This window comes from Pseudomonas sp. SMN11, assembly GCF_052041945.1.
Lineage (GTDB): Bacteria > Pseudomonadota > Gammaproteobacteria > Pseudomonadales > Pseudomonadaceae > Aquipseudomonas.
This window is the reverse complement of sequence record NZ_JBKGGW010000024.1, coordinates 1-23062: the sequence shown is the minus strand read 5'-3', so window position 1 is coordinate 23062 and position 23062 is coordinate 1. Positions and strand designations below refer to the sequence as shown.

Genomic DNA, 23062 nt, shown 5'->3' with positions numbered 1-23062 from the left:
GTTTTTTTGACCCCGAAGTCCGGTTCCGCCGCCCGGCAGGCGTGGTGTAGAGCGGGTGCCGAAAGCCGTCGAATTAGGCTAGAATGCACGGCCTCTAAGCACACCCCTTCCTGAGGCTGTCCCGACGATGTTGATCCTGCGCGGCGCTCCTGCCCTTTCTGCCTTTCGCCACGGTAAATTACTCGAGCAACTGAGCCAGAAAGTCCCCGCTGTTACTGGTTTGTATGCCGAATTTGCCCACTTCGCCGACGTTGACGGCGAGCTGACCGCCGACCAGCAGCAGGTGCTGGGCCGTCTGCTCAAATACGGCCCGAGCGTGCCGGTACAGGAGCCGACCGGCCGCCTGTTCCTGGTCGTGCCGCGCCTGGGCACCATCTCGCCATGGGCCAGCAAGGCCAGCGACATCGCCCACAACTGCGGCCTGCAGTCGATCCAGCGCCTGGAGCGCGGCATCGCCTACTACGTGGCCGGCAGCCTGAGCGACGCCGACGCCGAGCTGATCGCTGCCGAACTGCACGACCGCATGACCCAGCGCGTGCTGGCCAAGCTGGAGCAGGCAGCCGACCTGTTCAGCCACGCCCAGCCCAAGCCGATGACCTCGGTCGACATCCTCGAAGGTGGCCGCGACGCACTGGCCAAGGCCAACATCGACCTGGGCCTGGCCCTGGCCGAAGACGAGATCGACTACCTGGTCAATGCCTTCCAGGGCCTCAAGCGCAACCCGAACGACATCGAACTGATGATGTTCGCCCAGGCCAACTCCGAGCACTGCCGCCACAAGATCTTCAACGCCAGCTGGGACATTGACGGCCAGGCGCAAGAGAAGAGCCTGTTCGGCATGATCAAGAACACCTACCAGATGCACAACGAAGGCGTGCTGTCGGCTTACAAGGACAACGCCTCGGTGATCGTCGGTTCGGTGGCCGGGCGCTTCTTCCCGAACCCTGAAACCCGCCAATACGGCGCGGTGAAGGAGCCGGTGCACATCCTGATGAAGGTCGAGACGCACAACCACCCGACCGCCATCGCCCCGTTCTCCGGCGCCTCCACCGGCTCCGGCGGCGAAATCCGCGACGAAGGCGCGACTGGCCGTGGCGCCAAGCCAAAAGCCGGCCTGACCGGCTTCACCGTTTCCAACCTGCGCATCCCGGGCTTCGAGCAGCCATGGGAGCAGGCCTACGGCAAGCCCGAGCGCATTGTCGACGCCCTCGACATCATGATCGAAGGCCCGCTGGGTGGCGCCGCGTTCAACAACGAATTCGGTCGTCCGGCTCTGACCGGCTACTTCCGTACCTTCGAGCAAGCCATCGACACCCCGCATGGTGAAGAAGTGCGCGGCTACCACAAGCCGATCATGCTTGCCGGCGGCATGGGCAACATCCGTGAAGACCACGTGCAGAAGGGCGAGATCACTGTCGGCGCCAAGCTGATCGTGCTCGGTGGCCCGGCCATGCTCATCGGCCTGGGCGGCGGCGCTGCTTCGTCGGTGGCCACCGGTGCCAGCTCGGCGGACCTGGACTTCGCCTCGGTACAGCGCGAAAACCCGGAAATGGAGCGCCGTTGCCAGGAAGTCATCGACCGCTGCTGGCAGCTGGGTGACAAGAACCCGATCGCCTTCATCCACGACGTCGGCGCCGGTGGTATCTCCAATGCCTTCCCGGAACTGGTCAACGACGGTGGCCGTGGTGGCCGCTTCGAACTGCGCAACGTGCCCAACGACGAGCCGGGCATGGCCCCGCACGAAATCTGGAGCAACGAATCGCAGGAGCGTTACGTACTGGCCGTCAGCGCCGTCGATTTCGAGCGCTTCCAGGCCATTTGCGAACGCGAGCGTTGCCCGTTTGCCGTGGTCGGTGAAGCGACTGAAGAGCCGCACCTGACCGTCAGCGACAGCCACTTCGGCAACACCCCGGTGGACATGCCGCTCGACGTGCTGCTGGGCAAGCCGCCGCGCATGCACCGTTCGGTCACCCGCGAAGCCGAGCTGGGCGATGACTTCGACCCGAGCCAGCTGGACCTGGACACCGCCGTACAGCGCGTGCTCAGCCACCCGGCCGTTGCCAGCAAGAGCTTCCTGATCACCATCGGCGACCGCACCATCACCGGTCTGGTTGCCCGCGACCAGATGGTCGGCCCGTGGCAGGTTCCGGTGGCCGACTGCGCCGTCACCGCCACCAGCTTCGACGTCTACACCGGTGAAGCCATGGCCATGGGTGAGCGTACCCCGCTGGCACTGCTGGATGCCCCGGCTTCCGGGCGCATGGCGATCGGCGAGACCATCACCAACCTGGCCGCCTCGCGCATCGAGAAGCTGTCCGACATCAAGCTGTCGGCCAACTGGATGTCCGCCGCTGGCCACCCAGGTGAAGACGCGCGCCTGTACGACACCGTCAAGGCTGTCGGCATGGAACTGTGCCCGGAGCTGGGCATCACCATTCCGGTCGGCAAAGACTCCATGTCGATGAAGACCAAGTGGAGCGAAGAGGGTGTCGAGAAGAGCGTCACCTCGCCGATGTCGCTGATCATCACCGGCTTTGCCCCAGTCACCGACATTCGCCAGACCCTGACCCCGCAGCTGCGCATGGACAAGGGCGAGACCGACCTGATCCTGATCGACCTGGGCCGCGGCAAGAACCGCATGGGCGCCTCGATCCTGGCCCAGACCTACGGCAAGATCGCTGCCCAGGCACCGGACGTCGACGACGCCGAAGACCTCAAGGCATTCTTCGCCGTGATCCAGGGCCTGAACGCCGATGGCCACCTGCTGGCCTACCACGACCGTTCCGACGGCGGCCTGCTGACCACGGTGCTGGAAATGGCCTTCGCCGGCCACTGCGGCCTCGACCTGCACCTCGACCCGCTGACCGACAGCAAGGCTGATGTCGCCGCCATCCTCTTCAACGAAGAGCTGGGTGCGGTCATCCAGGTCCGCCAGGATGCCACCCCGGACGTACTGGCACAGTTCAGCGCTGCCGGCCTGGGCGAAGAGTGCGTCGCGGTGATCGGCAAGCCGATCAACAACGGCGAAGTCTCCATCAGCCTCAACGGCGAAGTGCTGTTCGACGACGACCGTCGCATGCTGCAGCGTCAGTGGGCTGAAACCAGCTACCAGATCCAGCGTCTGCGTGACAACGCCGATTGCGCCGACCAGGAATTCGACCTGCTGCTCGAGGAAGAAAACCCGGGTCTGTCGGTTAAGCTGGGCTATGACGTCAACGACGACATCGCCGCGCCATACATCAAGAAGGGCGTGCGCCCGCAAGTGGCGATCCTGCGCGAACAGGGCGTCAACGGCCAGGTCGAGATGGCTGCCGCCTTTGACCGCGCAGGCTTCGCCGCCATCGACGTGCACATGAGCGATATCCTCGCTGGCCGCGTCGACTTCGAAGCCTTCAAGGGCTTGGTCGCCTGCGGTGGTTTCTCTTACGGTGACGTGCTCGGCGCCGGTGAAGGCTGGGCCAAGTCGGCGCTGTTCAACAGCCGCGCCCGCGATGCCTTCCAGACCTTCTTCGAGCGCACCGACAGCTTCGCCCTGGGCGTGTGCAACGGTTGCCAGATGATGTCCAACCTGCACGAACTGATTCCGGGCACCGAGCACTGGCCGCACTTCGTGCGCAACCGCTCGGAGCAGTTCGAGGCACGCGTGGCGATGGTCGAGGTGCAGAAGTCCAACTCGATCTTCCTGCAGGGCATGGCCGGTTCGCGCATGCCGATCGCCATCGCCCACGGCGAAGGCCATGCCGAGTTCGCCAGCGAAGAGGCACTGCTGGCAGCCGATCTGTCCGGTTGCGTGGCCCTGCGCTACGTCGACAACCATGGCAAGGTCACCGAAGCCTATCCGGCCAACCCGAACGGCTCGCCGCGAGGTATCACCGGCCTGACCAGCCGTGACGGTCGCGTGACCATCATGATGCCGCACCCGGAGCGTATGTTCCGCGCCGTGCAGAACTCCTGGCGCCCGGATGAGTGGCAGGAAGACGCTGCGCTGATGCGTATGTTCCGCAATGCGCGAGTGTGGGTGAACTAAGGCGTGTACAAGCTCGCCTTCTTCGTCCCGGCCAGCCACGTTGAAGTGGTCAAGGCCGCCGTGTTCGCCGCCGGTGGCGGGCGTATCGGCGACTACGACCACTGCGCCTGGCAGACCCTGGGCCAGGGCCAGTTCCGCCCGTTGGACGGCAGCCAGCCGTTCCTCGGGCAGACTGGTCAGGTCGAGGTGGTCGAGGAGTGGAAGGTGGAGCTTGTGGTGGCCGACGACCTGATTGCTCAGGTCGTGGCTGCGCTCAAGCAGAGCCACCCGTACGAGACGCCGGCCTATGACGTCTGGCGGTTACTGGATTACTGAAGCTTTAGCGCTACAGGCTCCAAGGCGCAGGCCCAGCGTCGGGTAGATTGACGATCTCCCAGTAATCGGTGCCGGTTATTTCCTCTATCTCCTCGATGTGCTCTACCGCCTTGTCGAGAGCGCCCCTGATTGCTTTCAACGCATTGTCCAGATCGTCGCTTTGAATCTGCCTGAGCGTTTCGATCGATTTTGCTTGCTCAACCCTTTCTGGGTTCGCGCTTGCCCATTCATCGACGATTTGCGTGTACCAGTTGGTGTCGTTGGGATGAACGATGAATGCTTCGGCAACTGCCCGTGGATCGCCCCTCTCGGCACCCATTGCCATCCAGTGATTGAACATGGCGTGGCCTACATCGCTCACCGCTTGCGCAGCCAGCCGCACTGCCAAGGTATGCAAGGGATGGGTATCGTGATCCTTGGCCAGTTGTGAATGGGTTGCCATGATGCTGGCGTCCTCATTCGGGTCGCCATCCAGGTGACTCTGCAAGCTGGCGATGTGGTCGCCTGCCCATTTCAGAAGTGGTCTTCTGATGAGGTTGCTGGCTTGTTCAATGACCTTCACAGGCGCTTCAACGGCTCCGCTGACCTTCTCGAACCATTGATAGTAAGTGGAGCTTTTTATGGAGTCGCGCGCGCTCAGATATAGTTCGTAGGCGCGGAGCAGGAGGGGCTCTTCGTCTTTCAGTAAGATCAGCATGACCTGGTCAAAGTCGCTGCGCTCACCAGGCCCGGGTGGCGGCGAACCATCGTCACCGAAAAGCAGATTGGCCAGCGGGTCGCTGACACTGCCGACGATATCCAATGCGCCGAACTTACCGGTGATGATGGGCCATTCATGACGGCTTTCTTCCCTTGATTCGATTCGGGAAGTCCATGTCAATACCTCTCCATAACCCAGCTTCCGCAAGCTGAGTTCGATGAAGTTGGAGTGCGCGAAGTAATCTTCCAGAACATGCAGGGCTTCGCCAAACAGGCGAAGGCCATCAGCTGTCATGCCTTCCTTTTTCGCAGCCTCCAGTTTTCTGTTCATGTATGCAATTGGCCGGCGAACGTAACGCTTCATCGAACGTTTGGGGAGCACTTTGTTGCGGATGTCATCGGGAAACACCAACGCGGTGAAGTCGGGGTCGATGCTACGAGGGTCGAACGCCTCCCTGTCCATTGTGGTCGGGTTATCGACATGTTCGTGAGCACGGTACACACCCAGCAATTTCGGGGTTACCCGGTAGGCTTCACGCCCTTCGGGCGTTTGTTGCAGTGCATGGAATTCCTTGAGGCCGAACAGGTCGAAAATGGCCGTCAGCTTTTCGCGCGACACTCGCGGCAGGTTCCCAGAAACAATAGCCTCTATGATTGCCGCAGTATCGGTGCTGCCATTGTCCGATGGCAGAACGATCTTGGGATCGATCAGCTGTGAGTAGTCACGCAACCAGTTGCCAAAATAGATGGCTTTGCGTTGGGCCTCATCGAAACCGGCAACTTCAAGAGCGTCTTCAATGGACTCATGACCGAAAGACGTATGGGAATTCCCGTGTCCGCGCCCGGCGGCAAAGCGTTTGGTACGACGCGGGGGAAGCTCCGGGACACGGAGTGGCAAGGTATGCTCGATGCCTGTCTCGATGAATGTCGCGATGGTGCTTCCGGTCGGTATCGGCTTGGTGTAGAAAAGCAGTGTTTGCACGAAAGCCGAAGTCATATCTTCGGTGTCCGGTGGCGTAATGCTGGGGGCATCCAGCGCCTTGTGGCCTTGCAATAGTAAGTGCTGGATGTACAGCGCAAATGCTCCCATCAGTGACACCAAGAGCATGGCGGTTGTCGCAGGATCCTCAATAGCTTGGGCAATGGCTCCATGCTGCACCAGTATCTGGCCGGTATCGATAGAGTAGGTGCAAGGCACGTTGATGTCGCTGCTGACTTGGCACGTTGGGTTACTCAAAGCCTTGGCAATCAGTTCCCGGTGCAGGTGTACAAACAGTGCGGGTGTCAGGCGGCTACCAAATATCGGCCTGAACAAGTGTGTAAAAAGTTGGGCGTCAATGCTCGCAGCGATTTCAGCCAGTCGGTTCAACGCAATGTCGCTGGCAAATGAGGTGATATCAGGATGCTGGTCATTCATCATGTAAACCTTGTCTGGATGAACGAACAGCATGGGCAATCGGCGGTCAGTAGTGCACGGGGCAGTATTACCGGTGCTAACCGCCGCCTGCTGCTTCACCTGTTCCAGATGGTTGATCACGGACCAGAGAGCACGCCACCAGGCCGAGTTCGAACAAGACCCACATCGGCACCGCCAGCATGGTCTGCGAGAACACATCCGGCGGTGTAAGGATCATCCCCACCACAAAGCAGCCAACGATTACGTATGGCCGGCTGCGCCGTAATGTCGGCACGTCGGTAAACCCGATCCAGACGACGATGAACGTAGCCACCGGGATCTCGAAGGCCAGGCCGAACGCCAGGAACAGTGCCAGGATGAAGTCCAGGTACTGGCTGATGTCGGTCATCATTGCCACGCCTTCCGGCGTCACGCTGGCAAAGAAGCCGAACATCATCGGGAACACCAGGTAGAACGCGAAGGCCATGCCGGCATAGAACAGCACGATGCTCGATACCAGCAACGGCAGGGCGATGCGCCGCTCGCGGCGGTACAAGCCCGGAGCGAGAAATCCCCAGGCCTGGTGCAGCAACAGCGGCATGGCCACGAACAGCGCACACATCGCCGTGAGCTTGAAGGGTGTGAGGAACGGTGAGGTGACGCTGGTGGCAATCATGCTGGCGCCTTCCGGCAGGAAGCGGCGCAGCGGCTCCGAGATCAGGGTGTAAAGCTGCTGGGCAAAGGGGAACAGCCCGGCGAACACGACGGCCAGCAGTAACAGGCAGCGCACCAGGCGCTTGCGCAGGTCGCGCAGGTGGTCGGTCAAGGGCATGCGTGCTGCCGGGTCCAGGGCAATGCTCATGGGGTGCCCTCGCGGGAAACGGTGGTAGGGGCTGCAGTATTGGCCGGCTCCGCCGTGAGGCTGATGCCCTGGCGGATCTCCTGTTCCAGGCGTTGCAGGCGCGCGCTGTCGAGGTTGGGCATATCGAGCTCTCGCTGCATCTGCGCGCGCAAGCCATGCATCGCCCGGCGTGCCTGCCCCAGGCCGTGGCCCAGGGTGCGCGCCGCGACCGGCAGGCGTTCCGGGCCAAGCACCAGCAGCGCGACGATGCCGACCAGCAAGAGTTCGCTGAAGCCAATCTCGAACATCAGGCTTGGCGATCCGCATGCGGCTGCTGTGCGGCCTGGGCGGTTACTGGTGGTTGTTGATTGACTTGAGCCGCACCTGGCGCGTTGGCGTCGTTGCCGCCGCCCATGGATTTGCGAAAGCCTTGGATCGCTTCGCCGACATCGCTGCTCAGGCCCTTGAGGCGCTTGGTGCCAAACAGCAGAAACACGATCAGCAGTACGATCACCATTTGCCAGATTCCGATGCCACCCATTTCGACCACTCCTGTAAGGTCATGAAAATGAAGGCCAATCCTGCCGTTTGCAGATGACGCCCACATGACTGCAAGGCCATTGCAACCTGGCTGCAACAACCCGCGTGTTGACTGGCGCCTTTCACCGATTGAAAAAGGGGGGGTGATGGGAGGCAGGCGGCAGCAGGGCGCGGCGCTGCTGATGGTGATGGTGGTGCTGGCCATGCTCGCCGCAGGCCTGGCCTGGCTGGTGGAAGATGGGCGCCATCAGGTGGATGAGGTGCAGCTGTTGCGCCAGCGGGTGCAGGTGCGAGCCATGGAGCAGGCCGGCCTGGCTTATGCCGAACAGGCCCTGCGTGACCCCGCCTGGCGGATCAGCCCGTTATTCTGGCAGGCCTTGCGCGGGCAACCGCTGAAGTACGACTTTGGCGCCGGGCAGGCGCAGCTGCGGGTGCGCGACCAGCACACCTGTTTCAACGTGAATGCGCTGCTGGGGGCCGAAGCCGAGCGTGCAGAGCGCCAATTGAAGCGCTTGCTGGGTGACGACATGGCCGCCGAACGTCTGGTCGATGCTTTGGTCGACTGGCTCGACAGTGACAGCGATGCCCGCCTGCAAGGCGCCGAAAGCGCCCAGTACCTGCGTCAGCAGCCCCCGCGTCTGGCAGCCAACCAGCCAATGCTTGATACCAGCGAACTGAACCTGCTGCTGGAGCCGGACGCTTCCCGCCAACGCCGCTACCCGATGCTGTGCGCCTTGCCGCAGACCACGGGCTGGCGCCTGAATGCCAATGCCTTGGGGCTGGAGCATCTGCCGTTGCTCGATGCGTTGTATGAGGGGCGTTTCCCGCGTTCGTTGCTAAGCCGCATCATCAGTGGCCGGCCGGCGTCGGGGTATGAAGATGCCTCGGCGCTGCGCCAGGCGCTGGGGGCGGTGGATGATGAGACGTTTGAGCGGTTGAGCGAGGGCTTGCTGCTCAACAGTGGGCATTACCTGCTGCAGCTTTCGTTCGAGGAGCAGGGCAGGGTGATGCGCAGCGAGTTTCAGGTGGAGGCGTTGGGCGTGGTGCAGTGGCATGCGCGGGTGCCGGCGCAGCAGGTGCGGGTTCGCAGCCGGGAGCCATTGTTTCAGGTGGATCGTTAGCGAGAGGCGCGTAGATAAGAACGTAAAATTTTTAAAGCAACAAAATTTGACGCGGTGCCGATAGTGAACAAGGTTACGCCGGCAATAGGACCTAAGTAATTTTCATGTAATGTCCTGTGATAACGAAGACGCGGATGTGTAGGGATCATGATGGCGCGTGCCAGTCCATATGACCCAAGCGCCAGGGCGACTTCATTCACCGTCACGAGAGCAGCAACTGCCGCTTGTTGGCTTGAGGTGAGGGTTGGTCTGCCAGTCTGTGTGGTATGTTGCAGAGGGGCGGACTCAAAGCCAGAAGTGCCGGTACTCGACTGAGTTTCTGAGGGGGCAATCGTATTGGAAGTGGTTGAGTTGGTGGTGTTTAGGTTTGCTCCCACGGAAGGGCTCGCGGGGCTACTCTGCTCTAACCTGTCCGATGAAACATTTACGAGTGGGATATCCTCCGTAAGGGAAGGGGTACTGAATAGATTAGATACCCAGCTAATCGGCTTCTTCACCCATGTTGGTATGGATGGCCAGCGGCCATTCCGGTCTACCCTATTGATTGGGTCTCCCAAGCAATAGGCATATCCGTTAATGCCGCCTTTGCCGAATGGAGAGACTGCATCCGGCTGGGTGAATCTCATCAGTCCAGGGTTGTAATTTCGATATCCATTGCCCAGAGGATAAGTACCTGATCGGCAGTCAAACCTTTGCCCTGCAAATGTCAATGCGCTTGTTGGTGCGTCAATAGCCAACATGCCGTAAGGGGCATAACTTTGTTGGTGAGATTTTTTGTGTGTACCCAGTACAGTATTTACTCTGTCTGTTCTAACGGGGCTGACTGATTTGGCACTCAAATCATACTGAGCAATCGCAGTGTCATTGGCCCACAAGAAATGCCTTCGAGTAGCTCCGATGTCATTTGATAGTCGGTTTCCCTGATAGAAGAACTGATTCATGTAGGGCCTCGTCAGATCTTTCAGGTTTCCGATGATCCTTAATCATGCAGAGGGCGTCTACTGGCAAAATTATCAGGTGGCCTTAACTGAGTGAGCTTCCAGCGTCGTATGTCAGGGCGCTTGGGCAAACACGCCCCCAGCGGTGAATTACCAGTGGGAGCGATCTTGCCCCACGAAAGGGCCGGTGCAGCCAGCACAATGCTGACTGCCCGGAACGGGATCAGACAGTGCCGATCTCCCCACCATCATCCCGCTGAATCACCACCGTCGTAGCCCGCGGCCTTACCTTGGCCCCGGCCGGGGTCGCATCGGTCGCCTTGTCGGTATACGGCCAGTTGTCCGGGTGCTGGATATTGATGAACAAGGTCTTGTTGTCCGGCGTGAAGCTGATGCCCGTCACCTCGCAACCGTTCGGCCCGACGAAGAAGCGGCGCAGGGCCGACTGGTTCTGGGCATTGATCGGCACCTGCTTGCCGCTGGCATCGACCAGGTCGGTGGGGATCACCGCCAGCAGCTGGTCGTTGGTGTAGTCGGTGAGCGTGGTTTCGCCGTTGTCGGTCTCGAACCACAGCACGCCACGGCTATCGAAGCTCATGCCGTCGGGGCTGGCGAACTGGTTGAGTTCGGTCAGGCCCGAGCGGTTGATGTCGGCGGTACCAGCGGCGTTGGCGCCAAACACGAAGATGTCCCAGGTGAAGCTCAGCTGGTCGTCGCTGTCGTGCCAACGGATGATGTGGCCGTGACGGTTCGGGCCGCGCGGGTTGGCTGCATCGACTTTTTCCGGGGTACGCGCGCTGTTGTTGGTCAGGGTCAGGTAGACGTCGCCATTGAGCGGGTTGACGGCAGTCCACTCGGGGCGGTCCATCGGCGTGGCGCCCACGGCATCGCCGGCCCCCCGGGTGTTGAGGATGATGCCCGCCAGGTCACCGTACAGCGCACCGAGGGTGCTGCCGGCGGCGGTGGCGGTGTTCACGTCGAGCAGCAGCCACACGCCAGTGCCGTCGGCATTGAAGCGGGCGACGTACAGCTTGCCCTGGTCCAGGTACTTGGCGCCGGTGGCCAGGCGGTCGGCCGGGTTGGCGTCGGCGGCGTCCCACACGGCAGTGGACACCCACTTGTACAGGTATTCGTTGTTGGAGTCGTCGCCCATGTACCAGACCAGCGGCTTGCCGACCACCGGCAGCCCCGGGCAGCAGCCTTCGTGGCGGAAGCGGCCCAGGGCCGTGCGCTTGGTGGCCAGGGTGCTGCTGATGTACGGGTCGATCTCGACGATGTAGCCATAGGTGCTGGCTTCGTTGCGGTAGTCGTCGGTGGCGGCGGCACCTTTGACGGTCACGTCGAAACGGGCGAATTCATCGGCCACTTCACTGCTGTCACCGGCAGCGCTTTCCCACTTGTACTGGCCACTGGAGGTGCCCACGCCGATGCGACGCTGGTCTTCCGGGCGGGTGCCTTTGTTGACGAAGATGCCTGGCCAGTTCTCTTCGCAGGTCAGGTAGGTGCCCCACGGGGTGTAGCCATTGCCGCAGTTGTTGTTGGTGCCGCGGCAGTGGGTGCCGTCGACCGAATACTTGGTCTTGACGTGGTTGGTGCCACGCAGCGGCCCGGTGATTTCCATGCGCGAAGCGGTGGTGAAGCGGCGGTTGAGTGGGTCGTTGTCGATTACCTGCCAGCGGCCGTTGACCTTCTGCAGGCGCACCACGCCAGCACCGTGGGCGTTGATCTCTTTGCGCACTTCTTCGGCCGGACGCTTGCCGCTGGTGTCGGTGGTCGGGCCGTTGGGGTGCAGGGCTGCGGTGTCGATGTACTCGAAGTTGATCGCCAGCAGGCCGTCTTCGGAGCTGCCGTTGATGGGGAAGAAGTGCATGCCGTCGTGGTGCATGCCCATGGCATTGGCCTGGTCGGTCGAGGTGTTGCTGCCGTCCGGTTTCCACGGGTTGCCGTTGCTGTTCAGCGGCGTGCCCCAAGGGGCCAGGACATAGGCGCTGTAACCGGCGGCGACGACACAGGCGTCGGTACGCGAGCCAGGGATGGACTGGAAGCCCAAGGCCAGTTTTGGCTCTTCAGGTTCGGTCACCGGTGGCTCGGTCACGGGCGGCTGGGTGACCGGATCGTCATCGGAACCACCACTGCTGTCGAAGCAGCCGGTCAGGCCGGTACCGGCAATCATGGCGATGGCGGCGCCCAGGCTGCCGCGCATCACGCTGCGACGGCTCAGGTAAGCGTCCATGACGCTGGCCATCGGCAGGTTGCCGCTCTGGTTGCGGTCCAGGTTATCGCCGGTATCTCGACTCATCAGGGTGTCCTTATAGTGGCTGAGTTAGAGGAAACCGCGACTTTAGGGCGCTACTGTGATGATTCATTGGCAAAAATATTAACGGGTTTTTAAAACTGTAAATTCTTATTACAAACACCGACAGATCGATTTGGAATGATTGTCGGATTTTTGCCATTAAACTGTCATGCCTACGCCGCAACATCCGGGGCCCAACGAGAACTCGGATAAGGATGGCGGGCCCGATGGCAAGCAGTGTGAACAGGCGCGAATTGATCAGCTGGATGGGTGTCGGTGCGCTGGCACCGCTGCTTGGCGCCTGCTCTGCATTGCCGGGCCAACGTGGCGGCAGCGCCGGTGTCGATCTGCTGTACGTCGCCGACACGCTGGATGCGCGTCAGCCCGGTCTGCCGGTAGTGCCGGCCACCCGCCTGGGCCCGGTCAGCCACCTGGGCCGGGCACCGTGGATGACCGGAGCCAGTGCCAGCCTGGCGCATCCGCAGCTGGCACCGTTGCTCGATGCCAACCAGGCGGCGGGGGTCAAGTTGGGTGGCTACGCCGTGCTGGGTGCGCTGCTGGAGCAGCTGCGTAGCGAAGCCGGGGCGGGCAACAGCCTCACCCTGGAGAACGGTCAGGGCTGGAACGGCAGTGGCCTGGCCTATCTCACCCAAGGCGAAAGCGGCGTGCAGGGCAGCCAGTTGCTGGGTAGCGAAGCGCGGGTCAGTAGCGATGAGCGTGTGCTCTGGCCCCAGCGCAGCGCGGCGCTCTACCGCCAGTCTTCCGCCATCACCCTCGGCGCCGGGCTCGCGGACCCTCAGCGCAAGTCGCTGAACCTTGAGCCGCTGCATCTCTTCGAGCGCGGCGGTGCGCGCATCGCCGTGGTGGGTGTCACCGACCCCTACGCCCAAGATCAGAAGGCCTCCCTTAAACAGTGGTACCAATCCTTGCTGCCGACTTTCGAGCAGGCGCGGCGCGAGGCCGACCTGGTCGTGGCGATGGCCGATGTCGGCACCGGGCCGGGCCTGTGGCTGGCCGAGCGACTGGCTGAAGTCGACGTATTGCTCTGTGCCCGCGGCCAGGACCTGTGGCCGGCACCGGTGCAAGCCACCCAGGCCAGTGGCCGTCGGGTGCCGGTGCTGTTTGCCGGCTGCCGCGGCAGTGGTGCATTCCGCCTGCGTTGCCAGCAGGCCGCCGGGCGATGGCAGTTCGACGGGCAGTTTTTCCCGGCCTTTGAACGCTACCTGTCGGCTGCTGCACAGATGCGCGCCAGCCAGTTGCAGGGTGAACTGCGCCAGCAACGCGCCGGCCATGCGGCGTGGCTCGATCAGCCGCTGGCGCGCGCACCGCAGGCGCTGTGGCGCCGGGACACCCGTGGCGGCAGCTGGGACCGCCTGCTGCACCAGGCCTTGGCCGATGACAGCAGCATGCCGGTGCTGCTGCCGGGCCTGCGCTATGACTACCCCTTGGCGGCAGGCGAAGCAATTACCCGTGAGCACCTGATCAGCCTGACCGGTGGCTACCCGGCACCGGTGGTCGAGGCCCCGGCCCGGCAAGTCGAACAAGTGCTGGAGAACGCTGCCGAGCAACTGTTCGGTGACCCACTGCTGCTCGACAACAGCCAGGACCTGCCGCGCTGGCAGGGCCAGGCCTGGCGGGTCAGTTACAGCCCGCAAGGCAAGCGCGTGAGCGGTATCGACGCGATTCAGGGCCTGTGTCGCACCTTTGGCCTGCAGTTCGAAACCCAGGCGGGCGAACCGCTGTGGCAGCGGGTCGAGGCCTGGCTGGCGAGGCAGAAGGCCGATTGGCAATTGGCATCGCTGCAACTGCCCGAGGTGCGCTACGTGCAGGGCCACCCAGGCTGGCACCCGCGGCAGGCCGTCTCGTGAGCCTGGCTTCACGTGTGATGACCGGCGGCCTGCTGACGCTGGCCGGCTGGCTGGCCGCCCAGTGCGTGCTGCAACTGGGGCGTCAGCCGCAACCGGCCAGACCGGCGCAGGTCGCCGCTCTGCCACTGCCTGGCCTGCTCATCGGTCACTGGCAGCCCACGGTCGATGACGGCGCGATCGCCATCACCCGCCTGCCGTTGCAGTACCTCGGCGGCCTCAAGGCCCAGCCGTTGTCGGCCAGCGTGGTGGTGCTGCGCTACGGCCAGCAGGTCCGCACCCTCGGCCGCGGTCAACGCCTGGCGCCAGGCATCGTATTGCAGGACATCGACGCCGATGGCCTGATTTTCGACAACCAGGGGCGGCGCGAACGCCTGCCCTGGCCGCCACGCCCTGCCGTGACCGGCTTCAAGCGGCAAGGATGAATGATGTTCCCCAGATACTGCGTGGCTGCAGCCTTGAGCCTGGGCCTGTCAATTGCTTGGGCAGAAGCGCCGGAAACTTTCGATGACAACGGCACGCCGGTGTATGAGGTGAACTTCGTCGACACCGAACTGGGCGAGTTCATCGACAGCGTGTCGCGCATCACCGGCACCACCTTCATCGTAGACCCGCGGGTCAAGGGCAAGGTCACCGTGCGCACCGTCGACCGTCACGACGCCGATGCCATCTACGACATCTTTCTCGCCCAGCTGCGTGCCCAAGGCTATGCCGCCGTGGACCTGCCCAACGGCAGCGTGAAGATCGTCCCCGACCAGGCCGCGCGCCTGGAGCCGGTGCCGGTCGAGCCTGCGGGTAAACAGAGCCAGGGCAGCGATGGTGTGGCGACCCGGGTATTCAATGTGCGCAATGCCGCCAGCGAGCAGATGCTCGGCATCCTCAAGCCGCTGATCGACCCCCGCGTCGGTGTGATCACGCCCTATCCGGCAGCCAACCTGTTGGTGGTCACCGACTGGCGCAGCAATCTCGAACGCATCGACAGCCTGCTGCGCCAGCTTGACCAGGTGAGCGACGAGCCGCTGCAGGTCATGCCGTTGCGCCATGCCAGCGCAGCCGACACCGCACAGCTGCTCACCCGCTTGCTGGCTCGCGAGCAGGGCGCCGACAGCACCCAGGTGGTCGCCGACCCGCGCAGCAATGCCTTGCTGGTACGGGGCAGCACCGAGCGGGTGCGGGCGTTGCTCGGCCAGCTCGACAGCCCCAGCGACAACCAGCACAGCAGCAACACCCAGGTCATGTACCTGCGCCACGCCAATGCCGCCGAAGTGGTCAAGGTGCTGCGCGGCCTCAGCCAGGAAGGCGCGGTGCCTGGCGAAGCGGCTGGCGAAGGGGAGGGCAAGGACCGGCCGGTGATGGCGGCTGCCAGCGACTCCGGCATCCGCCTGGAATACGAAGAGGGCACCAATGCCGTGGTCATGGTCGGCCCCGACAGCGAACTGGCGGCCTACCGCTCGATTGTCGAACAGCTCGACATCCGCCGTGCCCAGGTGGTGGTGGAGGCGATCATCGCCGAGGTGTCCGACATCCAGGCCCAGGAACTGGGCGTGCAATGGCTGTTCGCCGATGAGAAGTTCGGTGCCGGTATCGTCAACTTTGGCAGCAACGGGGTGAACATCGCCAACATTGCCGGCGCTGCTGCCAGTGGCGACAACGAGGGACTGGGCGACCTGCTGTCGTCCACCAGCGGTGCAACGGCCGGCTTTGGCCATATTGGCGGCGGTTTCAACTTCGCCATGCTGATCAACGCACTCAAGGGCAAGAGCGGCTTCAACCTGCTGTCGACGCCAACCCTGCTGACCCTGGACAACGCCGAGGCGTCGATCCTGGTTGGCCAGGAAGTGCCATTCGTTACCGGCTCGGTGACCCAGAACAATGCCAACCCCTACCAGACCATCGAGCGCAAGGAAGTCGGCGTAAAGCTGCGTATCAAGCCGCAGATCAATGTCGACAACAGCGTACGCCTGGACATCGTCCAGGAGGTTTCGTCGATTGCCGACTCCCGCGCCGCCAGTGACGTGATCACCAACAAGCGCGAGATCAAGACCAAGGTCATGGTCGAGGACAATGGCTTGGTCATCCTCGGCGGCCTGATCAGCGACGAGCTCAGCACCAGCGACCAGCGCGTGCCGTTGCTCGGTGACATCCCCTACCTGGGCCGGCTGTTCCGTTCCGACGCCAGCAAGAACACCAAGCAGAACCTGATGGTGTTCATTCGCCCGCGCATCTTGCGCGACGGCCCGAGCCTGGCGCGCCTCAGCGAGGGCAAGTACCGCACCCTGCAGCAGACCACGCCGCTGCAGTTGCCCGACCTGGCCGAAGGCACCCCGTTGCTGCAGGTGTTCCCCGCCAGCCGCGCACGCCTCGAAGGCGGCAACTGGTGATGCTGCCCTATCGCCTGGCCCGCCAGGCCGGGCTGGCCATGGCCCCGGCCGATGAAGGCTGGCGCCTGTGGTTGCGTCGCGACGCCGACAGCGACCAGCTGCAGGAATTGCTGCGCGTGCATGGGCGTCCCATGGCGCTGGAATACCTGGAGCCTGCGGCGTTCGATGAGCGCCTTGGCCAGCTCTATGAGGCGGGTGCAGGCGCGACCGAAGCGCTGATCGAAGGCATCGGCGAACAGGTCGACCTGGACAGCCTGATGAGCGAGATGCCGCGCATAGAGGACCTGCTCGAAAGCGACGACGAAGCCCCGGTGATCCGCCTGATCAACGGGCTGTTCGGCCAGGCGCTGCGGCTGCGTGCATCGGATATCCATATCGAAACCTTCGAGCAGAGCCTGGTGGTACGTCTGCGCGTCGATGGCTACCTGCGCGAGGTGCTGCGCCCGCCACGGGCGCTGTCGGCGATGCTGGTGTCGCGGATCAAGGTCATGGCGCGGCTGGACATCGCCGAAAAGCGCCAGCCCCAGGATGGCCGCATTACCTTGCGCGCGGCTGGCAGGGAAGTGGATGTGCGGGTGTCGACGTTGCCCGGCATTCACGGCGAGCGCGTGGTGATGCGGGTGCTCGACAAACAGGCCAGCCTGCTGGCACTGGCCAACCTGGGCATGCCCGCTGCGGTGCTGCAGGGCCTGCGCAGCTGCCTGGCGCGGCCCAACGGCATCGTCCTGTCCACCGGCCCGACCGGTTCGGGCAAGACCACCACGCTGTACGCCAGCCTCAACAGCCTGAACGATGGCAGCCGCAACATTCTCACCGTCGAAGACCCGGTCGAATACGCCATCGCCGGCATCGGCCAGACCGCCATCAACCCCCGTGCCGGGCTGACCTTCGCCAGCGGCCTGCGGGCGATCCTGCGCCAGGACCCGGACGTGATCATGCTCGGTGAAATCCGCGATCAGGAGACCGCGCAGATTGCCGTGCAAGCCAGCCTCACCGGCCACCTGGTGCTGTCGACGCTGCACACCAACAGCGCGGTGGGCGCCGTCACGCGCTTGCGCGACATGGGTATCGAACCGTTCCTGATCGCCTCGTGCCTGCGCGGGGTGCTGGCCCAGCGCCTGGTCAGGCGGCTGTGCCGGTGCGCGGTCGCACAGCCGTTGCAGCCGGCAGAGCGTGCCTTGTGGCCAGAGCTGGCGGCGCTCCACAGCAGCTATCACGCGGTCGGTTGCGAGCAGTGCCAGGGCAGTGGCTATGTCGGGCGGCTGGGGCTCTACGAATTCATCGAACTGGACGCCGGCTTGGTCGGCCTGCTGTACGACGGCGCCAGCGAACTGGCCATGCACGGCTATCTGGCCGAGCGCAGGCAGAGCCTGGTGGCGATGGCCAGCGATTGCCTGGCCCGCGGCGAAACCAGCCTCGCCGAAGTGCTGCGCGTGGTGCAGGGCTGACCGATGCCGACCTTCCACTACCAGGCCGTCGACCTTGCCGGCAAGACTCACAAGGCCAGCCTGCAGGCCGACAGTGAACGCCATGCGCGCCAGTTGCTGCGCGAGCAGGGCCTGTTCCCGCGCCAGCTGCAGCGCCGCGAGACCGGCAGCCGCCAGCCGCGCCGTCAGCGCCTGAGCCGTGCCCAGCTGTGCGAGCTGACCCGCCAGCTGGCGACCTTGACCGGTGCCGGCATTCCGTTGGTGGATGCCCTGGCCACCCTCGAAAGGCAACTGCGCGAACCGGCCCTGCATGGCGTGCTGGTAGCCCTGCGCGGCTCGCTTGCCGAGGGCCTTGGGCTGGCCCGCAGCCTCGCCCGCCAAGGGGCGCCCTTCACCGGTTTGTACTGCGCACTGGTCGAGGCTGGCGAGCGTTCCGGCCGCCTGGCCCAGGTGCTGACCCGCCTGGCCGATCACCTCGAGCAGGTTCAGCGCCAGCAGCACAAGGCGCGCACGGCGCTGATCTACCCCTGCGTGCTGATGGGCGTGTCGCTGGCAGTGGTGGTCGGCCTGATGACCTTCGTCGTGCCCAAGCTCACCGAACAATTCGCCCACGCAGGGCAGAGCCTGCCGCTGATTACCTCGCTGCTGATCGGCGTGAGCCAGGGCCTGGTGCAGGCCGGCCCCTGGCTGCTGGGGTTGGCGCTGGTCGTCGGCATCTTGGGCAGTTGGCTGCTGCGCAAGCCGCACTGGTGCCTGCGCCGCGATGAACTGCTGCTGCGCCTGCCGCGTATCGGCGTGCTGCTGCAGGTACTGGAAAGCGCCCGCCTGGCGCGCAGCCTGGCAATCCTCACCAGCAGTGGCGTGGCCCTGCTCGAAGCCCTGCAGGTGGCCACCGAAACGGTCGGCAACCAGCGCATCCGCCTGGCCATGGAGCAGGTGCGCCAGCAGGTGCAGGGCGGCACCGCCCTGCACCGAGCCCTGGATGCCAGCCAGCAGTTCCCGCCGTTGCTGGTGAACATGGTCGGCAGCGGCGAGGCCAGCGGCACCCTGGCCGACATGCTCGAACGCGTGGCCGACGACCAGGAGCGCGGCTTCGCCCGCCAGGTGGACACCGCCATGGCGCTTTTCGAACCCCTGATGATCCTGGTGATGGGCGCCGTGGTGCTGTTCATCGTGCTGGCGGTGCTGTTACCGATCATGCAACTCAACCAGGGCCTGCAACTGTGATGACAAGGAGTACGTACATGCAGCATCGACGCAACCGCCAGCGCGGCTTCACCCTGATGGAAATCATGGTGGTGATCTTCATCATTGGCCTGCTGATCGCCGTGGTCGCGCCCAGCGTGCTGGGCAACCAGGACAAGGCCATGAAGCAGAAAGTCATGGCCGACCTGGCGACCCTGGAGCAGGCGCTGGACATGTACCGTCTGGACAACCTGCGTTTTCCCAGCAACGAGCAGGGCCTGGCTGCACTGGTGAAAAAGCCGACCCAGGACCCGCTGCCACGCAGTTGGCGCAGCGACGGCTATGTGCGCCGCCTGCCGGAAGACCCATGGGGCACCCCGTACCAGTACCGCATGCCCGGTGAGCATGGGCGGGTCGATGTGTTTTCGCTGGGTGCTGATGGCGTGCCCGGTGGCGAAGGCCAGGATGCCGACCTGGGCAACTGGGCCCTTTAGACCATGCGTGGCCAGCGCGGCTTCAGCCTGCTCGAACTGCTCGTGGTACTGGCCGTCGCCGGGCTCATGACCGGCCTGGCAGTGGCCTGGCTCGACAGCGGCAAGTCCAGTGTCGATCAGGCACTGCAGCGCCTGGCCACGGAAACCCGCACCCAGGCCGCGCTGGCCCGGCACGCCGGGCAGCTGCGCGGATTGCGCTGGACCGGCCAGCGGCCTGAGTTCGTGCGCCGAGATGGCGATGGCTGGGTGGTCGAGGCTGGCGCCTCGGTCGACTGGCCAAAGGGCCTGCGCCCGGACTGGTCGGCCAGTGCCCAGCCCCGTGTGCTGTTCACGCCGCAGGGCTGGGCGCAACCAGGCGTGGTGCACTGGCGCTGGGCAGAGGGCAGCCAGCGCTGGGAGTGGGGCCGTGACGGCAAGTTACACGTGGCGATGGCGCCATGAAGCGCAGGCAGCGCGGGTTCACCTTGCTGGAAGTGACCGTGGCCCTGGCGATAGCCGCGGTGCTGGCGGCCATCACCAGCCAGGTGCTGCGCCAGCGCCTGGCGGTGCAGGATAACGTACAGCAGCACCGCCTCGGCGTGCTCTGCGCCCGCGAACTTCAGGCGCGCTTCACCGTCGAGCAGTACTGGCCGACCAGCAATCAGGTTGATGGTGTGCTCAGCCAAGGCGGTCGGACCTGTCACTGGCAGATGCAGTTGCGCCGTACCGGTGTGCGCGATCTGCGTCGTGGCGAATTGCAGTTGTACGCCGACCGCGACCAACGCCTGCCGCTCGGGCAGTACACACTTTTTCTGGAACAGCCATGAAACGGCGCCAGGCGGGTTTGACCCTGATCGAGCTGATGGTCGCCATAGCCCTGACTGCACTGCTCGGGGTCATGCTGTCGGCGCTGGTCAATGGCTGGTTCAAGGTGCGTGAGCGGCTGCAGGTGAACACGCAGGAAACCAGCGTGCTGGAGTTCTGCCTGGCCCTGGAGCGGCGCTTCGACAGCCCGGTGCTGCGCCGTCTGTACGAACAGCGGCTGCCTCTGGCCAGCCGCTGGCTCGACTGGCAGGCCGACCGCCAGCAGTTGCTGTGGGTGGCCGCCGCCGCCTTGCCCGAGGCCGAAGGCGGCTCGCGCCTGCAACGCCAGCGTCTGCGATTCGATACGCGTGACCAGCGCCTGCTGCTGGAGTCTTCGGCGGACCTGTACGCCGCCAGCGAGCCGCGCTGGGTGCTGCGCGAACAGCTGCCGCGGGTCAGCGCAATCAACATTCTTTACCACCAGGGTGGCCGCTGGTTGCCCTGGCCCTCCGACCAACCTGCGCACCCCGGCCGTGGCGTGCGCCTGGAATTGCAGCGTGATGGAGCACCTTATGTCTGCACCTTTGTTCTCCATTGGGGGCGCTCATGAAGTTTGAATGGCGCCGAACTGCGCCAGCACGACCCTGGTTGTTGCTGCGCCCGGGCGAGGTCTGGGACTGGTTGCTGGTCGAGGCGGGTGGCGCCCAACGCCAAGGTCAGGGAGAGCCTCCGGCGAACGTGCAGGCACGGGTAGCGTTGATCGTCCCCGGGGGATGCTGTAGCCAGTTTCAGCTGGCGGCGCCGCCGGGCCTGAAGCGCGACGAGTGGCCGCTGTTGCTGGAAGACTGCTTGCTGCAGAACCCGGATGAAATCCTGTGTGCCTGCCTGTCGCGTCAGGCGGGTCAATTGCGCCTTATGACGGTGTCGCGCCAGCTGCTTGAGCCGTGGCGCGAGCAATGTGCCGAATGGGGGCTGCAGTTAGAGTGCTGCTGGACCGAGTTCCAGTTGCTGCCGACGCCCGAGCCGGGCAGTGCCTGGCAGTGGCAGCGCACGCCGGAGGTGGTGCTATTCAAAGGGCTGGGCGAAGGCGGGCTTGAACACTGGTTGGCCTGGCCCGCTGCGTTGGGCGAGTTGCCGCAGCAACCGTGGTCGGCCCTGCATCAGCAATTGATGACCGGCACCTGGCCAATCGCGTTGGCACCGCTCGACAACCTGCCTAGCCTGCTTGAGCGGCCACGTCGGGCGCGCTCGTTGCCAGCTGTGTCGCGGCAACAGCAGCGTCTGCTTGCAGCTTGCCTGGTCTTGGCCACCCTATGGGGCGGCTTGTGGCTGACCCAGCAATGGCGCCAGGTACAAACCTGGCGTGCGCAGGTGTTGGCGGTCACCGGCGAACAGGCCAGCCCCCGGCACGCGGCGCAGGCCTTGAAGCGTCTGCGGGAAAGCGAACTTGAACAGCAATTGCGCGAGCGTCAGCTCGAAGACCTGCAGGCCCGTTTGCAAGCTTGGTTGCGCGAGCATCCCGCCTGGCGGCTGCAGGCCGTGCGTTTCGATGGTCAGCGCTGGCACCTGCGCCTGGACGGCAATGGTGCCGCGCCGCCGTGGGCCGAGATGGCCAGTGCGGTCGGCGCTGCCGTGCAGGTACAGAACGGGCAGGTGGTGTTCGACCTGGGAGCGGCCTCATGAATCGGGACTGGATGCAGCGTCATCGGCTGTGGTTCGCGTGGGGGCTGATCGGCTTGCTGCTGGCTTTCCTGGCCGCGCGCGAAGGCCTGACGCAATGGCGTGAACTCAGCCAGTGGCGTGAACTGGCAGTGCAGGCCGCAAGATTGCAAGGCGGCCCGGGCGTGAGCCTGGAACGCCTGCGCCAGTTGGCCCAGTCGCGACAAATCGAACTGGGCGATGTCGATGTGCAAGGCAAAAGCTGGCAGTTGCGGGGGCTGGTAGCGGATGAGCGCGTATTGCACGGCTGGTTGCAGAGCCTGCGCGCGGAAGGGGGGCAGCCGTTGCAATGGGGGCTGGAGCAGGATGCCAAGGGGTTGCGTTTCGAACTGGTGATGCAACCATGAGCCCTAGCGGACCGCTGTGGTGTGTGTTGGTGTTCGTACTCACCTTGCTGGTGGAGTTGCCGGCTGACTGGGTGGCGCGTGGCGTTGGTCTGCCGGCACATGATGTCAGCGGCAGCCTGTGGCAAGGCCAGGCACGGCAACTGGGGCCGGTCGGGCCAGTAAGTTGGGCTTTGCAGCCTTGGCCCATGCAGGCCGATGCGCAGCTCGGTTTCCAGGGGCAGTCCTGGCAATTGCGCGCCGAAGGTTGGCCATGGCGCTGGCAACTGGAAGCGACGGCGTTGGGTGCCCAGGCGACGGTACTGACGGATTACCGCCTGGCCGGGCAGTGGCAAGGGGCGTTACGCATGCAGGGTTCGGGGCGTCAGTGTCGAAGCAGCGAGGGACGGGTGAGTGTGACCGACCTGGCCTTGAGCGAGCCTTGGTCGCTGGGGTTGGGGCAGGGCTGGGTAGAGATGGATTGCCGTGCAGGCTGGCGCTTGCGCGGGAAATTGGCGCAGCAGGGGCAACATGAGCTGAGGCTTGAAGCGGACCTTCTGGCGCGCGAGGCGCAGGTCACGTTCAATCTGCAGAATGAGGCTGCGCTGACGCCGTTGCTGCGGAGCGCACAATGGCTGGGTTCGCAGGCGCTGGCGGGGCAGCGGGAGGTGCGCTGGTAGGGTGGGGGATTGGGGCTGGGCTGCCATGTGCG

The 23062-nt window shown here is 64.1% G+C and carries 21 protein-coding genes; 15 read left to right on the top strand and 6 right to left on the bottom strand.

Features of this window, described 5'->3' with window-relative positions; translation table 11 throughout:
• Positions 1–127 precede the first annotated feature (127 nt).
• Together purL and ACLEJU_RS18955 are read left to right on the top strand one after the other, a co-directional pair.
• Positions 128–4027 carry a phosphoribosylformylglycinamidine synthase gene (gene purL, locus ACLEJU_RS18960; RefSeq protein WP_435424473.1) on the top strand — a complete coding sequence of 1300 codons (3900 nt, stop codon included), beginning with the start codon at positions 128–130 and terminating at the stop codon, positions 4025–4027.
• Positions 4028–4030: 3 nt separating this feature from the next.
• Complete coding sequence (locus ACLEJU_RS18955) at positions 4031–4342, top strand: NGG1p interacting factor NIF3 (protein ID WP_435424474.1); 312 nt, start codon at positions 4031–4033, stop codon at positions 4340–4342.
• Positions 4343–4352: 10 nt separating this feature from the next.
• On the opposite strand, the gene ACLEJU_RS18950 is transcribed toward ACLEJU_RS18955, so the two are convergent.
• Genes ACLEJU_RS18950 through tatA form a run of 4 tightly spaced genes read right to left on the bottom strand, consistent with a single transcriptional unit; the run spans position 4353 to position 7819 of the window.
• Entirely contained in the window at positions 4353–6578 is a 2226-nt protein-coding gene (locus ACLEJU_RS18950; RefSeq protein ID WP_435424475.1) for an HET-C-related protein, read from the bottom strand.
• Complete coding sequence (gene tatC, locus ACLEJU_RS18945; RefSeq protein ID WP_435424476.1) at positions 6535–7299, bottom strand: twin-arginine translocase subunit TatC; 765 nt, start codon at positions 7297–7299, stop codon at positions 6535–6537. Before tatC ends, ACLEJU_RS18950 begins: the two co-directional genes overlap by 44 nt.
• Positions 7296–7586, bottom strand: a complete 291-nt coding sequence (gene tatB, locus ACLEJU_RS18940; RefSeq protein WP_435424477.1) for a Sec-independent protein translocase protein TatB — start codon at positions 7584–7586, stop codon at positions 7296–7298. Before tatB ends, tatC begins: the two co-directional genes overlap by 4 nt.
• Positions 7586–7819 (bottom strand): twin-arginine translocase TatA/TatE family subunit, encoded by a 234-nt coding sequence (gene tatA / locus ACLEJU_RS18935; RefSeq protein WP_435424478.1) that lies wholly within the window; start codon positions 7817–7819, stop codon positions 7586–7588. Before tatA ends, tatB begins: the two co-directional genes overlap by 1 nt.
• A gap of 145 nt (positions 7820–7964) precedes the next feature.
• On the opposite strand from tatA, the gene gspK reads away from it, so the two are divergent.
• Complete coding sequence (gene gspK, locus ACLEJU_RS18930; protein ID WP_435424479.1) at positions 7965–8939, top strand: type II secretion system minor pseudopilin GspK; 975 nt, start codon at positions 7965–7967, stop codon at positions 8937–8939.
• Here gspK and ACLEJU_RS18925 read toward each other — a convergent pair.
• Both ACLEJU_RS18925 and ACLEJU_RS18920 read right to left on the bottom strand, forming a co-directional pair.
• On the bottom strand, positions 8936–9880 hold the full coding sequence (locus ACLEJU_RS18925) for an RHS repeat-associated core domain-containing protein (RefSeq protein ID WP_435424480.1): 945 nt from the start codon (positions 9878–9880) through the stop codon (positions 8936–8938). The genes gspK and ACLEJU_RS18925 overlap by 4 nt on opposite strands.
• A gap of 220 nt (positions 9881–10100) precedes the next feature.
• Positions 10101–12176, bottom strand: a complete 2076-nt coding sequence (locus tag ACLEJU_RS18920; RefSeq protein WP_435424481.1) for a PhoX family protein — start codon at positions 12174–12176, stop codon at positions 10101–10103.
• Positions 12177–12400: 224 nt separating this feature from the next.
• Here ACLEJU_RS18920 and ACLEJU_RS18915 point away from each other — a divergent pair, with 224 nt between their 5' ends.
• Genes ACLEJU_RS18915 through ACLEJU_RS18860 form a run of 12 tightly spaced genes read left to right on the top strand, consistent with a single transcriptional unit; the run spans position 12401 to position 23030 of the window.
• On the top strand, positions 12401–14041 hold the full coding sequence (locus ACLEJU_RS18915; protein WP_435424482.1) for a lipoprotein UxpA: 1641 nt from the start codon (positions 12401–12403) through the stop codon (positions 14039–14041).
• On the top strand, positions 14038–14463 hold the full coding sequence (locus ACLEJU_RS18910) for a pilus assembly protein PilZ (protein WP_435424483.1): 426 nt from the start codon (positions 14038–14040) through the stop codon (positions 14461–14463). The genes ACLEJU_RS18915 and ACLEJU_RS18910 overlap by 4 nt, the downstream gene beginning before the upstream one ends.
• A gap of 21 nt (positions 14464–14484) precedes the next feature.
• Positions 14485–16419: a type II secretion system secretin GspD gene (gspD, locus tag ACLEJU_RS18905; protein ID WP_435424492.1), complete on the top strand. Its 1935-nt coding sequence runs from the start codon at positions 14485–14487 to the stop codon at positions 16417–16419.
• On the top strand, positions 16419–17867 hold the full coding sequence (locus ACLEJU_RS18900) for a GspE/PulE family protein (protein ID WP_435424493.1): 1449 nt from the start codon (positions 16419–16421) through the stop codon (positions 17865–17867). Before gspD ends, ACLEJU_RS18900 begins: the two co-directional genes overlap by 1 nt.
• 3 nt (positions 17868–17870) lie before the next feature.
• Complete coding sequence (gene gspF / locus ACLEJU_RS18895; protein ID WP_435424484.1) at positions 17871–19073, top strand: type II secretion system inner membrane protein GspF; 1203 nt, start codon at positions 17871–17873, stop codon at positions 19071–19073.
• Between the two features lie 17 nt (positions 19074–19090).
• The gene (gene gspG / locus ACLEJU_RS18890) at positions 19091–19525 is read left to right on the top strand and encodes a type II secretion system major pseudopilin GspG (protein ID WP_435424485.1); all 435 of its coding nucleotides are present in this window, start codon (positions 19091–19093) and stop codon (positions 19523–19525) included.
• A 3-nt stretch (positions 19526–19528) separates the two neighbouring features.
• A complete protein-coding gene (gene gspH, locus ACLEJU_RS18885) occupies positions 19529–19966 on the top strand; it encodes a type II secretion system minor pseudopilin GspH (protein WP_435424486.1) in 438 nt (145 codons plus the stop codon).
• Positions 19963–20331 (top strand): type II secretion system protein GspI, encoded by a 369-nt coding sequence (locus ACLEJU_RS18880; RefSeq protein ID WP_435424487.1) that lies wholly within the window; start codon positions 19963–19965, stop codon positions 20329–20331. The genes gspH and ACLEJU_RS18880 overlap by 4 nt, the downstream gene beginning before the upstream one ends.
• Entirely contained in the window at positions 20328–20918 is a 591-nt protein-coding gene (locus ACLEJU_RS18875; protein ID WP_435424488.1) for a prepilin-type N-terminal cleavage/methylation domain-containing protein, read from the top strand. Before ACLEJU_RS18880 ends, ACLEJU_RS18875 begins: the two co-directional genes overlap by 4 nt.
• Positions 20915–21991 (top strand): GspL/Epsl periplasmic domain-containing protein, encoded by a 1077-nt coding sequence (locus ACLEJU_RS18870; protein WP_435424489.1) that lies wholly within the window; start codon positions 20915–20917, stop codon positions 21989–21991. The genes ACLEJU_RS18875 and ACLEJU_RS18870 overlap by 4 nt, the downstream gene beginning before the upstream one ends.
• On the top strand, positions 21988–22374 hold the full coding sequence (gene gspM / locus ACLEJU_RS18865) for a type II secretion system protein GspM (RefSeq protein WP_435424490.1): 387 nt from the start codon (positions 21988–21990) through the stop codon (positions 22372–22374). Before ACLEJU_RS18870 ends, gspM begins: the two co-directional genes overlap by 4 nt.
• A complete protein-coding gene (locus tag ACLEJU_RS18860) occupies positions 22371–23030 on the top strand; it encodes a hypothetical protein (RefSeq protein ID WP_435424491.1) in 660 nt (219 codons plus the stop codon). Before gspM ends, ACLEJU_RS18860 begins: the two co-directional genes overlap by 4 nt.
• Positions 23031–23062: the final 32 nt, after the last annotated feature.

Bases quoted from the DNA above. Each gene is read 5' to 3' on its own strand.
- purL (WP_435424473.1), top strand. From the start codon at position 128: ATGTTGATCCTGCGCGGCGCTCCTGCCCTTTCTGCCTTTCGCCACGGT.
- tatC (WP_435424476.1), bottom strand. From the start codon at position 7,299: ATGAGCATTGCCCTGGACCCGGCAGCACGCATGCCCTTGACCGACCAC.
- tatB (WP_435424477.1), bottom strand. From the start codon at position 7,586: ATGTTCGAGATTGGCTTCAGCGAACTCTTGCTGGTCGGCATCGTCGCG.
- tatA (WP_435424478.1), bottom strand. From the start codon at position 7,819: ATGGGTGGCATCGGAATCTGGCAAATGGTGATCGTACTGCTGATCGTG.
- gspK (WP_435424479.1), top strand. From the start codon at position 7,965: ATGGGAGGCAGGCGGCAGCAGGGCGCGGCGCTGCTGATGGTGATGGTG.
- ACLEJU_RS18925 (WP_435424480.1), bottom strand. From the start codon at position 9,880: ATGAATCAGTTCTTCTATCAGGGAAACCGACTATCAAATGACATCGGA.
- ACLEJU_RS18920 (WP_435424481.1), bottom strand. From the start codon at position 12,176: ATGAGTCGAGATACCGGCGATAACCTGGACCGCAACCAGAGCGGCAAC.
- ACLEJU_RS18915 (WP_435424482.1), top strand. From the start codon at position 12,401: ATGGCAAGCAGTGTGAACAGGCGCGAATTGATCAGCTGGATGGGTGTC.
- ACLEJU_RS18900 (WP_435424493.1), top strand. From the start codon at position 16,419: ATGCTGCCCTATCGCCTGGCCCGCCAGGCCGGGCTGGCCATGGCCCCG.
- gspF (WP_435424484.1), top strand. From the start codon at position 17,871: ATGCCGACCTTCCACTACCAGGCCGTCGACCTTGCCGGCAAGACTCAC.
- gspG (WP_435424485.1), top strand. From the start codon at position 19,091: ATGCAGCATCGACGCAACCGCCAGCGCGGCTTCACCCTGATGGAAATC.
- gspH (WP_435424486.1), top strand. From the start codon at position 19,529: ATGCGTGGCCAGCGCGGCTTCAGCCTGCTCGAACTGCTCGTGGTACTG.
- ACLEJU_RS18880 (WP_435424487.1), top strand. From the start codon at position 19,963: ATGAAGCGCAGGCAGCGCGGGTTCACCTTGCTGGAAGTGACCGTGGCC.
- ACLEJU_RS18875 (WP_435424488.1), top strand. From the start codon at position 20,328: ATGAAACGGCGCCAGGCGGGTTTGACCCTGATCGAGCTGATGGTCGCC.
- ACLEJU_RS18870 (WP_435424489.1), top strand. From the start codon at position 20,915: ATGAAGTTTGAATGGCGCCGAACTGCGCCAGCACGACCCTGGTTGTTG.
- gspM (WP_435424490.1), top strand. From the start codon at position 21,988: ATGAATCGGGACTGGATGCAGCGTCATCGGCTGTGGTTCGCGTGGGGG.
- ACLEJU_RS18860 (WP_435424491.1), top strand. From the start codon at position 22,371: ATGAGCCCTAGCGGACCGCTGTGGTGTGTGTTGGTGTTCGTACTCACC.